Here is a 12670-nt window from a genome sequence, read left to right on the forward strand (position 1 = left end):
CAGTACTGGTAGGCGTGGGTGTGAATCGCTTCTTCAAAAGCTTGGCGCAGCAAGTACTGGCGGCACTCTGGGTTGGTGATGTGACGGTATACCGCCAGTACCAAGTTGTTGGCAACCAGGGAGTCGGCGGTTGAGAAGTAACCCAGTGAGCGCATGATGATGCGACGCTCGTCATCGGTCAGGCCTTCTGGGTTTTTCCACATGGCGATGTCGGCAGTCATGTTTACTTCTTGGGGCATCCAGTGATTGGCGCAGCCGTCGAGGTATTTCTGCCATGCCCAGTCGTACTTAAAGGGTACGAGCTGGTTGAGGTCGAGGTGGCAGTTGATGATGCGCTTGTCTTCTACCCGCAGACGGGCAGCGCCCATTTCCAGTTCTTCTAAACCGGCGGCCACGTCGAGGTGCTCTATAGCGGCATTGGCTTTGTCGAGAATAGCTTGGTCAACAACGCCAGCGCTGTCTTCGCTATTCATGGTATTCAGGGCAGCAGAAACCACAGGCTCCGCTGTTTGTGGGGCTTGGGTTTTGGCAGCGGGCGCTTTGGCCGGTGCTTCTTCTTTATCGAACTCATCCCAACTTAACATTTTATAACCTCAATTCTTTTATATGTATTTTTCGTCAGACGTCTGACGCCAGTCGTCCGACTAAGGGGCCATAGGCCCCTACGCACTTACTGACAAGCTTCGCAGTCTGGGTCATCCAGTGAGCAGGCCAGTGGTACTGGTGCGGCCTGCGGTGCAGCGGCAGACGCGGTGGCAGCAGGTTTAGGTGCAGCCGATTGTGATGAAACCTTGTTCATGGAGCCTTGAGAAACGGTAGATTTCTCGGTGGAGCTCGCAGCCAATGCGCGGAGGTAGTAAGTGGTTTTGAGGCCACGGTACCACGCCATGCGGTAGGTGATGTCAAGCTTTTTGCCGTTGGCGCCAGCGATGTACAAGTTCAATGACTGCGCCTGATCTAACCACTTTTGACGACGGCTTGCGGCGTCGACCAACCAGCGCGGTTCTACTTCAAAGGCGGTGGCGTACAGCGCTTTTAGGTCGTCTGGAATACGGTCGATTTTGCTTACCGAGCCTTCGTAGTACTTAAGATCGTTAACCATGACCGCGTCCCACAAACCGCGCGCTTTCAGGTCTTTAACCAAGTAGGGGTTCACTACGGTGAATTCGCCAGACAGGTTCGATTTAACGTACAGGTTTTGGTAAGTCGGTTCGATCGACTGCGACACACCAGTGATGTTAGCAATGGTGGCCGTCGGCGCAATGGCCATGACGTTCGAGTTACGCATGCCTTGAGTTTTAACAACTTCACGCAGGCTGTCCCAGTCCAGTGTCTGGCTGCGGTCTACTTCGATGTAGTCGGCGCCGCGTTCTTGCACCAGGATCTCTACCGAGTCGATGGGCAGAATGCCACGGCTCCATAGAGAACCTTCGTAGCTCTGGTAGCTGCCACGCTCGGCGGCTAAATCGCTAGACGCTTTAATCGCGTAGTAGCTGATGGCTTCCATTGAGCGGTCAGCAAACTCTACCGCTTCATCAGAGGAGTAGGGCAGGTGCTGCTTGTAAAGCGCGTCTTGGAAACCCATCAAGCCCAAGCCAACAGGGCGGTGCTTGAAGTTGGAGTTCTTGGCCTGTGGCACGCTGTAGTAGTTAATGTCGATAACGTTATCGAGCATGCGCACTGCAGTTTTAACGGTCTTTTCTACTTTGGCTAGGTCTAGGCCGTTGTCGCCGATGTGCTGGGCAAGGTTAACCGAGCCAAGGTTACATACGGCGATTTCATCTTTACTGGTGTTCAGGGTGATTTCTGTACACAGGTTGGACGAGTGCACCACGCCAACGTGCTGCTGTGGGCTGCGCAGGTTGCATGGGTCTTTAAAAGTGATCCATGGGTGGCCGGTTTCAAACAACATAGACAGAATCTTGCGCCACAAGTCAGCCGCTTTAACGCGCTTGTAGAGTTTAATTTCGCCTTTGCGGGTCAGTTCTTCGTAGTGCTCAAAGCGCTCTTCGAAGGCTTTGCCGTAGAGGTCGTGGAGATCAGGTACATTGTTTGGTGAGAACAAAGTCCACTCGCCGTCTTGGAAAACCCGCTTCATAAACAAGTCAGGAATCCAGTTGGCGGTGTTCATGTCGTGGGTACGACGACGATCATCACCGGTGTTCTTGCGCAGCTCGAGGAATTCCTCGATGTCGATGTGCCAGCTCTCTAGATAAGCACATACTGCGCCCTTGCGTTTGCCGCCTTGGTTTACGGCGACAGCCGTGTCGTTAACCACTTTTAAGAAGGGGACAACACCTTGGGATTTGCCGTTGGTGCCTTTGATGTACGCGCCAAGGCCGCGAACTGGCGTCCAGTCGTTACCTAAGCCGCCAGCGTATTTAGACAACATGGCATTGTCTTGAATGGCGCCGTATATGCCGTGCAGGTCGTCGGGCACGGTGGTCAGGTAGCAAGATGACAGCTGAGGGCGCAAGGTGCCGGCATTGAACAGCGTCGGCGTCGAGCTCATGTAATCAAAGGAGCTGAGCAGGTCGTAGAACTCAATGGCGCGGGCATTGCGGTCTTCTTCGTTCATCGCTAAGCCCATGGCTACGCGCATAAAGAAGATCTGCGGCAATTCAATGCGCACTTCATTGCTGTGAATAAAGTAGCGGTCGTACAGGGTCTGCAGGCCAAGGTAATGGAACTGCATGTCACGCTCAGGCTTGATGGCTTCGCCCAAGGCCGCTACGTCGTACTCAGATGCTAAGCGTGGGTCGAGCAGCTCTAATTCCGCACCTTTAGCTAAATACACCGGCAGGGCCTGCGGGTAATAAATAGTCATGTCGTGCTGAGTTGCACTCTGAGCCACCCCTAAAAAGCTCAGGGCTTCGGCGCGGAGTTTGTCGAGCAGTAGGCGGGCGGTAACCAAGCTGTAGTTGTGTTCTTTCTCAACCATGGCGCGGGCGGTGATCACCAGTGAGGTATTGACCTCTTCCTGGGGGACGCCGTTGTACAAGCTTTTCAGGGCTTCGTCTTGTACTTCTTGAGCGGAGACGTCGCTCAGGCCTTCGCAGGCTTCTTGTACAATGAACTCTAAGCGGCCTAAGTCTAGCGGTGACTCAGTGCCGTCTGGGTGTTTAACGCGAATACTGGGGTGAACCTTTTCACCAAGTGGCGCCAGTTGGCTGCGCTCTTCGGCGCGGGCGGCGCGGTACAGTACATAGCCGCGGGCAATTTTGTGCTCGCCGCTGCGCATTAGGGCCAGTTCGACTTGGTCTTGAATTTCTTCAATATGAATCGTGCCGCCGGAGGGCATGCGGCGCTTGAAGGTGGCGCTGACTTGTTCGGTCAGTTTGACAACCGTCTCGTGAATACGAGTAGACGCGGCAGCATTACCACCTTCTACCGCTAGATACGCCTTGGTGATCGCGACGCTAATCTTGTCGTCGGTATAGCTGACTACGGAACCGTTGCGCTTGATAACGCGCAGTTGGCCTGGTGCAGTGGCTTTAAGTTCGGCGTCGCTAGCGTGCTGCGGGGGAGCGCCAGTGGCGCTAGTGCTGGTGTCTTGTTGGGTTTGCATGATGTCTCTGGCCCTTGCTTGATGTCAAAAAACTGCTCTGCGTCAGTCTTATATTTTCCTCGTGAATTCCCAGTGCGGGAGGCGAGGGCTTGCTGAAATACCCAAATAACACAAGTGCGGAAGTTATCCCGAAAATGTAAATAGTTGTTATAAGGCTTGGGTGAAAAACCCTATATATAGGGTTTGGGTGAATCTGGGATACAAGATAATGCGGTTTGCATGATTTCGCAAGCACAAGATGTTGTGAGTCTTCTGTGGATAAAGTGTGAGTAAGTGGTGGGCAAAAATTCTTGGATTATTAACTGCCCGTAATGCGGGCTTTTCAGCGCCGTACTGAGAAGGTGAGTACATTCACAGGCTTGGTAGACGGATTACGCATAAGAAAAACTTTTTTAGCTACTTCTTGGTTTGTGTTCGCCGTGGTGTAATTCTTCGCGGCTGAAGGCGATGAGATGATCTGCTTCGGTGTTAATTTTTACTACTTCGTTAATCGCAAAATCTCGATGGCTAGGCAGTAGTGCTTCGACTTGACTGCCGGTAGGCAGGCGTAAGGTGTAGAGGGTAGCGCTGCCGGAAAATACCTTTTTTTCAATCGTTGCACTGATGCCGCCAAAATCGCTGAGCACAATGTCGTCGGGACGCAGTAATACTTCTACTGGGGTGCCGGGCGGCCAGGCATAGGCGCGGTTGCCCATCAGTGTGCCTAGCTCGGTGGTGACGGTATTGAGTTCGGTGCCGATCACGCCGGGCAGGAAGCTGCCTTCACCAATAAAGTCAGCGACCAAGCGATTATTGGGTTCGTGATAAAGATTGAAGGGCGAGTCCCACTGCTGCAGTTTGCCGTTATAAAGTAGGCCAATATTGTCGCTGAAAGCAAAGGCTTCAAGCTGGTCGTGGGTTACTAGTATGGCGCTGATGCCAAGCTCTTTAAGGATGTCGCGCACTTCCAAGCTCAAGCGTTTACGCAGCTCGGCGTCAAGGTTCGAAAACGGTTCGTCGAGTAGTAGTAAGTCTGGGCTGGGGGCCAGCGCGCGAGCCAGCGCCACGCGTTGCTGCTGTCCGCCGGAAAGTTCATGGGGAAAACGGTTTTCCACACCTCCAAGGCGCACCAGCTCTAACAGTTTCATCACCTTATGGCGCTGGGCTTGGCGGCCCTGCTTGCTGAGGCCGAAGCGAATATTGTCAAACACGCTCAAGTGCGGAAATAGCGCGTAATCTTGAAATACCATGCCAATGCTGCGCAGCTCAGGGGTGACCATTGTACTGGGGTCGCTTAAGCAGTTACCGCGCAGGGTAACGGAGCCTTGGGTCAGCGGTTGGAAGCCAGCGATGGCGCGCAAAATTGTGGTCTTGCCGCAGCCGCTGGGGCCGAGCAGACTGCAAATGTCGCCGTCGTTAACGTGGAAACTGACGTCGTCGACCACAGAGATGCCTTCGTATTGGCATTGGATGTTTTTTACTTGCAGCACTTTAAGGGCCTTGGTCTGATGTCTGACGTCAGATGTCTGACGAAAAGCTTGTCGGGTGTCTGGCGTCGGACGAAAAAACTGAAAACCATTGCCGGACGTCCGGTGTCTGGCGATAAAATTAAAAATTGGTCGGGTGTCGGAAAGTCTGGCGAATGAAAATCAAAGGCAGTGCTTGATGCAGCTACTTCAGTGAATTGTCATTGCCGACATCCGACATCCGACATCCGACATCCGACATCCGACATCCGACATCCGACATCCGTTACGCCCGCGCCTCTAACAACAAAAACTCCATCAATGCTTTCTGCGCATGCAGGCGATTTTCCGCCTCATCCCAAATTACGGTTTTCGGGTTGTCCATGAGTTCGGCGCTGATTTCTTCGCCGCGCTTAGCCGGGAGGCAGTGCATGTACAGGGCGTCGGGGTTGGCGTGGGCCATGAGCGCGCTGTTAATTTGGTAGCCGGCGAGCTTGCGGCGGCGCTCGGCTTTTTCTTCTTCCTGACCCATTGATGCCCAGACGTCGGTAACCAGTAGGTCGGAGCCGCGGGCAGCATCGGCGGGTTCGCGGAATATTTCGACGCGACCGCCAGCCTTGGCGACGATGTCGGCGCGGGGTTCAAAGCCTTCTGGGCAGGCGACTTTTAGGGTGAAGTCAAACTGCATGGCGGCGTGGATATAAGACTGGCACATATTATTGCCGTCGCCGATCCAAGCTACTTGCTTGCCCTTGATGCTGCCACGATGCTCAATAAAGGTTTGGATATCAGCTAGCAGCTGGCAGGGATGGTGGTCGTCGGTCAGGGCGTTGATCACTGGCACGCTTGAGTGCGCGGCAAAGCGTTCAATGATGCTGTGTTCAAAGGTGCGCACCATGATGATATCGCACATTGAGGAGATGACTCGGCCGCTGTCTTCTACTGGCTCGCCGCGACCGAGTTGAGTGTCGCGGGGCGAAAGGAAGATAGCGTGTCCACCCAAGTGCGCCATACCTGCTTCAAAGGAGATGCGGGTACGGGTAGATGCTTTTTCAAACACCATGCCCAAAACGTGATTGGGGAATTGCACGCTGGTCATGCGGGCTTTGTGCTCGGCTTTGAGCTGTATTGCTCGCTGCATTAGGGTTTCTAATTCAGCGGGGCTCAAATCCATCAGGGTTAAAAAATGTCTTAATGCCATACGGCTACCTTTGCTGCTGAACCGGCGTTATGCCGCGCTAGACTGTGGCCACTGACGGATCAGAGGGCAGAGTACGGCGAGCAGCTCATCAATTTCTTGCTGGTTAATAATTAGCGGCGGTAGTAAGCGTACTACCCGCTCTGAAGTGACATTAATCAACAGGCCTTTTTCCAAGGCTTGGGCGACCAGTCCGGCGCAGGGCTGGGTCAGCTCTATGCCGATCATCAGTCCTTGGCCGCGAATGTCTTTAACATGGGCGACATCGCCCAGTTGGTCTTTTAGGGCGCTGAGAATATAGCGGCCATTGTCGGCAATGGTGTCGATCATGCCGTTGGCGCTAAGGGTGTTAACTACGGCGAGTCCGGCCGCGCAAACAAGCGGGTTACCGCCAAAAGTGGAGCCGTGATTGCCGGGTTGAAACAGTGCCGCTGCTTTACCGTGGGCGAGGCAGGCGCCGATGGGTACGCCACCACCTAAACCTTTGGCGGTTACCACCACGTCAGGCATAACGTCGCTGTGCTGGTAGGCAAAGTATTTGCCGGTCCGGCCATTGCCGGTCTGGACTTCATCTAGCATCATCAACCAGTTGTGTTTGTCACAGAGCGCCCGCAGCTGAGTAAGGAAGCCAGCAGGTAGCGTGTGAATACCGCCTTCGCCTTGAATTGGTTCAATGAGTACCGCGGCAATGCTGTCGTTGTGTTCGGCGATGTTTTCCAGGGCGGCTAAGTCGCCAAAGGGCGCGCGAATAAAGCCCCGTACTAGTGGTTCAAAGCCCGCTTGAATTTTGCGATTGCCGGATGCAGTCAGTGTTGCCAAAGTCCGGCCATGGAAAGCCTGCTCCATCACAATCACGTGGGGAATGTCGATATTGCGTTTGTGGCCGTGCATCCGCGCTAGCTTGATGGCGGCTTCATTGCCTTCGGCGCCAGAATTGCAAAAGAACACGTTTTCCATGCCGCTAATCGCACACAGCGCGGCGGCGAGTTCTTCTTGTTTTTGCACTGAATATAAATTGGAGGTGTGCAGCAACTGCCCAGCCTGTGACTGAATAGCTTCGGTCAGTGCTGGGTGCGCGTGGCCAAGCGCGTTAACACCAACGCCACTGATGCAGTCGAGATAGGCTTTGCCTTGTGTATCAAACAGTCGCACGCCTTCGCCCCGGGTAAATGTTACCGGAAGGCGTCCGTAGGTGTTCATTAAGGCCGGCTGTGTCATCAACAGATCTCCGCGTGCCGAATATGCAGGTTTTGCTGCAAATAAGGCACAAATATAACAGTGCAATGGATTTAAAACGCAAAAAGGCAGCCAGCGCTGCCTAGTCAGACCCTCAATAATATAAGGAATGCGGTGGGAATTCTAGGCCTGTGGCAGGTAAAGGCGCGATGAATTAATTAGCCCACACTTTTTGGTAGAGATCCTTAATCTCCGCGCCGTTGGGGATGCGCGGATTGTTATTGGGTGAGCCGGAATCCAGCGCTTGTTGCGTCATTAATTCTAGCGACTGCTGCCAGACTTGGGCGTCTATGCCAAACTCGCCGGGGCTGGGGACGTTTAGGTCGCGGCAGAGCTGCCGCAAACAGGTAACGAGTTTTTTGTTAGCTGCATCGTCATTGTCACTGGTATCAGCCATGCCCATTGCGCGGGCGCAGTCGGCGTAGCGATCTGGGGCGCCGCTGATCGACCACGCCGTCACTTCCGGTAAGAGCATGGCATTGCTCAAGCCGTGGGGGACATGAAAAAGTGCGCCAATAGGGCGGCTCATACCGTGAATCAAGGTGACCGAGGCGTTAGAGAAGGCAATGCCGCCTTGTGTTGCGGCGAGCATCATTGCTTCTCGCGCTTCGCGGTTATCTGGCTCTTGGCAGGCCGTGCGAATATGGGTGTTGATGGCGGTCATCGCGGCTAGCGCGATCGTGTCAGTAAAGGCGTTGGCTTTTTTGCTAACGTAGGCCTCTAGTGCATGGCAGAGACTGTCGAGTCCGGTGTCGGCGGTCAAGCGCCAGGGCATACTCAAGGTCAATTCAAAATCGACCAGTGCGGCAACCGGCATTAGGCCAAGCCCCATGCACAGCATTTTTTCCTGGGTTTCGGTATCGGTGATGACGCTAACCCTAGTGACTTCTGAGCCAGTGCCCGCAGTGGTGGGTATGGCAATGACTGGCAGGCCGTCGTCGATTGAATTGGGGACTTTATAGTGGCGCATGGGTTGATCGCGATGGGCCATGGCGGCAATCGCTTTGGCTGTGTCAATGGAGCTGCCTCCCCCCAAGGCAACGACGCAGTCGTGCTCGCCAAGGTGTAATACGGCAAGACCTGCGGCAATGGCGTCAGTGGTTGGGTCGGGAACAACGCCGGTAAAGCGATTATGCACAAAGCCTTTTTCACTTAGCTGGGCTTCTAAATCGTCCAGCCAACCAAGGCTGACAATAAAACCGTCAGTGACCAAAAGTGGCTGCTTTAAGCCGAGCTCATCGAGAACCTCGGGCAACTGCCGGCTGGCGCCAGCGCCAACGCGCAGTATTCGAGGGAGGTTGATATTGGCTGTCATGGTTGGCATCTCATTTTAATTAGCCGGATATTTAATCCTGAGTGGCTTAAAAACACAAATAAGGTGTTGTCAGTGAATACTTTTTTGCGTTAAAAAGGTGCGTATTTTGTTTGATCTGCTATACCAAGGTTAGGTCATTTTGTATTGCTTGCTGATGGTCTAGATTAGGCGCAGCTATTAATGCATTTTGATTCAATTTAATAAAAAGTGAGTTAAACACGGGGAAGGCAAAATGATAAATAAACGACGTTCCGGGCACGCGGCGCTCGGCGCCTCAGTTGCGCTGGGTTTTGCTATAGGTGCGCCTTTAAGCCAAGCCGAATCGACGCGGGTGATCGAAGAGGTTTTGGTGACGGCGCGTAAGCAGTCTGAGACATTGCAAGATGTGCCGTTTTCTATTGCGGCCATGACTGAAGGAAAGTTGCAGCAGAGCGGCGCCACTGATATCGAGTCAATGGCGGCGAATGTGGCGGGGATCTCGATTCAAAACTTGGGGCCGGGTCAAAGCCAAGTCGCTATTCGGGGGATCTCAGCAGGTCAAATTGTTCGCGATCAGCCGGGTGTAAAAGAGCAGGTCGGGGTTTACATGGATGAATCGGTGATCTCCATGTCCTTGTTTACCCCGGACTTGGACTTCTACGACGTGAATCGTGTGGAAGTACTGCGTGGCCCCCAAGGCACCCTGTTTGGCTCCGGCTCTCTATCGGGGACGGTGCGTTATATCACCAATCAGCCTGACGTCACGGCAATGAGTGGCTCGCTCCAAGTTGGCGGCGAAACTGTTGACGAGGGCAGTGAAGGTGGGAGTGTCAAAGGTCACTGGAACATTCCTCTAAGCGAGACTGCAGCGCTGAGAGCGGTCGCTTACTTCCAGCAATATGCTGGTTTTATTGATGCTCATCAGCCAAATGGCACAGTGAAAGACGACGTCAATGACGGCAGTAGAGAAGGCTTGCGTTTAGCGCTCAGCTTCCAGCCTAGTGATGCGCTGACTGTGACTCCTAGAGTGACGTATCAATCCATCGAAATGAACGGTTTTAACCGCGAGGATGACTACAATATTCTCGGTAACCCATACACCACTAGCCGTACCCCGCTCACGATTGGGGATTATGAGCAGTTTACCCAGCTAGAAGAGAAGTTTGAGGACGATTTTTTACTGGTTGATCTGACCGTAAATTATGATCTTAATGACAATGTTTCTTTGACTTCTGTGAGTTCATACACTGATCGGGATGTACTTGTTGTACGCGATGCATCGGCACTGAATGCCAGTATCCTTGGCGGTTCCTACGGGGAGTCGGCGGCGGTATATGAATTAGATGCGCCCTTAAATGACGCAACGGTTGCTGAAGTGATTACCCAAGAACTGCGCCTGAGTGGCTCGCAAGACGCTTTGCAGTGGGTGGCGGGTATTTTCTACAGTGATGTTGAGCGTCACTACGGTCAGTCGCTAACGGTGGCTGGGTACGACGCTAGTACGCGCACAGCTGCGCCGGGTTCTACTACACCAAGAGACCCCAATAATCCCGGCGCTGAACATTCACTCGGGCGCAATGCCGTTGATGAATTATATTACTCCGATATTCCCTACCAGCTAGAACAGGTCGCGGTGTTTGGCGAGCTTTCCTATGACTTAAGCGAAAAAACAATGCTGGTGGTCGGCGCTCGTTTTTTTGATTATGAAGAAAATCGGGTGTTGAGTTTTGACGGTATTTACGCCGACAGTGTGCTCGACAAAAAAGCCAAGGTGTCTTCAGATGGTGTGTCGCCAAGGGTTATGCTGCGCTATGACGTCAGCGATGACGTTATGCTAAATGCGCAGGTTTCTCAGGGTTTCCGGCTGGGCGGTATTAATGATCCGGTCAATGCTTCACTGTGCACCGATGCTGACCGAGCTACGTTCGGCGGGCGTGAAGCCTTTGATGATGAGACGCTTACCAACTACGAGGTGGGTAGTAAGCTCACTTTGCTGGGCGGTACGGCGACATTGAATACATCCTTGTTCTATAGCGACATTAAAGATTTACAGGCAACAGTAAATGCCGGTACCTGTTCTTCGCGCCTTATTTACAATGTTCCAGAAGCGCATAGCACTGGTGTTGAGGTTGAGTTTGTATCAAAGCCGACAAATAACCTGGAGTTGAGTCTCTCTGCTAGCTACGTTAATACCGAGCTGGACTCGACGGTTACCACAACAAGTGGTACTAATGTGACGACCGTTGTCGGCGGTATTCGTGAGGGTAATGAATTGCCAACGGCCCCTGGTTTTGAGCTGGCGGCGTCAGCGACCTATTACTTCCCTGTTACTGATACGTGGGAAGGCTATGCCAACGCCACTTACCAGAATATTGCGAAGCGATTCACTCAAATTGCCGATCAAGAAAACGGTGGTCAGGGTAGCGCCACGCTATTTGGCGGCGCGAATATCGGTGGGCCACTAACGCAGTCCACTTATGACTACGACAGATCTTTGGCCGGCTATCAAATCGTCAATCTTCGTTTTGGCATGAAGAACGATACATGGGATACCGCACTGTTTGTTCGTAATGCCGCCAATGAGCGGGCTGAGTTGTCCCTCGATACTGAGCGTGACGGCCGGGCGCGAGTTGGGCATCATGTGAATCAACCGCGCACTGTAGGTTTTAGCGCACGCTATAGCTTCTAAGTTATGACACGCTAGAAATGGCCCTTCGGGGCCATTTTTGTTTATGGCCTATTGCTTTGTTTGTTGGTATCGCCTTAGATATTTAGCGATAATTTCGTTTTCTACATTTAAATGGGCGATACATGGCCAGTCAATCTTCCCAACTAGACCCCGTTAAGCTCGGCCTGTTTGTTAGCCGTATGGAGTCGGTGTGCGAGGAAATGGGTGCCGTGCTGCAGCGCGCAGCGTTCTCTCCAAATATAAAAGACCGCCTCGATTTTTCTTGCGCGATTTTTGATGCCAAGGGTGAGTTATGTGCGCAGGCGGCGCATATTCCGGTGCACCTCGGCAGCATGGCCTACGCCATGGCCGATATTGTCGATGCCTGTGAGTGGCGGCCAGGCGATATGGTCGTGGTGAATGATCCCTTTCTCGGTGGCACCCATTTACCGGACGTTACGGTAATTGCCCCCTGCTTTGATGATGCCGGTGTGCTGCAGGCCTTTATTGCCAATCGCGCCCACCATGCGGACATCGGTGCATCTGCGCCTGGCTCTATGCCCTTGTCCAAAACCCTTGAAGAAGAGGGAGTGGTGATTCCGCCGACGGTATTGGTTCGCTCTGGGGTTTTGGATAAAGGCCTGCTTAATGCTTGGTTCGGCGATGGCCAACATGGTGACTTTATTGCGCAAGTCAGTGCCAACCGCACTGGGTTATTGCGCTTAAGCGAAGTGATCAGTGCCTTGCCGATTGATTTTGCGGTGGCCGTAAATCAGCTGCAGAATTATGCCGAAGGTATTGCGCGGCGACGCTTGGCTGAATTACCTAGCGGCAGTTTCGCGTTCACAGATTTTATGGACGACGATGGCTTTGGTCATCAGCAGCTGCCAATAGCGGTAACCATTAATTTGAGCGCCGAGGGTGTGCTTGTTGATTTTAGCGGCAGTGCGCCGCAAGTCGCGGGCAATATCAATTGTCCGCTGTCGGTGGCCGCTGCCGCAGTGTATTACGTGTTTCGCTGTCTAATGCCAGATGAAGTGCCTGTTTGCGCCGGTCTTTTTCGGCCAATTTCCTTAAGCGCGCCCGAGGCTTGTTTGCTTAATGCCCGGCGACCGGCCGCGGTGGCGGCGGGCAATGTCGAAACCTCGATGCGCATCACCGATGCTGTTTTGGGTGCGCTGGCGCAAGCCGCACCGGAGCTGATTCCCGCAGCAAGCCAGGGCACCATGAATAATATTGCTATGGGCGGGCGCGGCGCGGG

The 12670-nt window shown here is 53.3% G+C and carries 8 protein-coding genes; 2 read left to right on the top strand and 6 right to left on the bottom strand.

Annotated features, from left to right (window positions below; all coding sequences use genetic code 11):
- The 6 genes from ABYT30_RS08760 to ABYT30_RS08785 form a co-directional block, all read right to left on the bottom strand.
- A partial coding sequence (locus ABYT30_RS08760; RefSeq protein ID WP_373096055.1) for a ribonucleotide-diphosphate reductase subunit beta occupies window positions 1-584 on the bottom strand: 584 nt, incomplete at its 3' end.
- Window positions 585-670: 86 nt separating this feature from the next.
- Window positions 671-3568 carry a ribonucleoside-diphosphate reductase subunit alpha gene (locus tag ABYT30_RS08765; RefSeq protein WP_373096057.1) on the bottom strand — a complete coding sequence of 966 codons (2898 nt, stop codon included), beginning with the start codon at window positions 3566-3568 and terminating at the stop codon, window positions 671-673.
- 392 nt (window positions 3569-3960) lie between these two features.
- Window positions 3961-5037 carry an ABC transporter ATP-binding protein gene (locus tag ABYT30_RS08770; protein ID WP_373083148.1) on the bottom strand — a complete coding sequence of 359 codons (1077 nt, stop codon included), beginning with the start codon at window positions 5035-5037 and terminating at the stop codon, window positions 3961-3963.
- A gap of 262 nt (window positions 5038-5299) precedes the next feature.
- On the bottom strand, window positions 5300-6214 hold the full coding sequence (argF, locus tag ABYT30_RS08775; protein WP_373083150.1) for an ornithine carbamoyltransferase: 915 nt from the start codon (window positions 6212-6214) through the stop codon (window positions 5300-5302).
- A 27-nt stretch (window positions 6215-6241) separates the two neighbouring features.
- Window positions 6242-7429 carry an aspartate aminotransferase family protein gene (locus ABYT30_RS08780; RefSeq protein WP_373083151.1) on the bottom strand — a complete coding sequence of 396 codons (1188 nt, stop codon included), beginning with the start codon at window positions 7427-7429 and terminating at the stop codon, window positions 6242-6244.
- 172 nt (window positions 7430-7601) lie between these two features.
- Complete coding sequence (locus ABYT30_RS08785) at window positions 7602-8762, bottom strand: iron-containing alcohol dehydrogenase (RefSeq protein ID WP_373096059.1); 1161 nt, start codon at window positions 8760-8762, stop codon at window positions 7602-7604.
- A gap of 232 nt (window positions 8763-8994) precedes the next feature.
- Between ABYT30_RS08785 and ABYT30_RS08790 the strand changes: the two genes are divergently transcribed.
- Window positions 8995-11430: a TonB-dependent receptor gene (locus ABYT30_RS08790; RefSeq protein WP_373096061.1), complete on the top strand. Its 2436-nt coding sequence runs from the start codon at window positions 8995-8997 to the stop codon at window positions 11428-11430.
- A 122-nt stretch (window positions 11431-11552) separates the two neighbouring features.
- On the top strand, window positions 11553-12670 hold a 1118-nt coding region (locus ABYT30_RS08795), incomplete at its 3' end, for a hydantoinase B/oxoprolinase family protein (RefSeq protein WP_373096062.1).

This window comes from Zhongshania sp., assembly GCF_041623545.1.
Classification (GTDB): domain Bacteria; phylum Pseudomonadota; class Gammaproteobacteria; order Pseudomonadales; family Spongiibacteraceae; genus Spongiibacter.

Bases quoted from the DNA above. Each gene is read 5' to 3' on its own strand.
- ABYT30_RS08780 (WP_373083151.1), bottom strand. From the start codon at position 7,429: ATGACACAGCCGGCCTTAATGAACACCTACGGACGCCTTCCGGTAACA.
- ABYT30_RS08785 (WP_373096059.1), bottom strand. From the start codon at position 8,762: ATGACAGCCAATATCAACCTCCCTCGAATACTGCGCGTTGGCGCTGGC.
- argF (WP_373083150.1), bottom strand. From the start codon at position 6,214: ATGGCATTAAGACATTTTTTAACCCTGATGGATTTGAGCCCCGCTGAA.
- ABYT30_RS08765 (WP_373096057.1), bottom strand. From the start codon at position 3,568: ATGCAAACCCAACAAGACACCAGCACTAGCGCCACTGGCGCTCCCCCG.
- ABYT30_RS08790 (WP_373096061.1), top strand. From the start codon at position 8,995: ATGATAAATAAACGACGTTCCGGGCACGCGGCGCTCGGCGCCTCAGTT.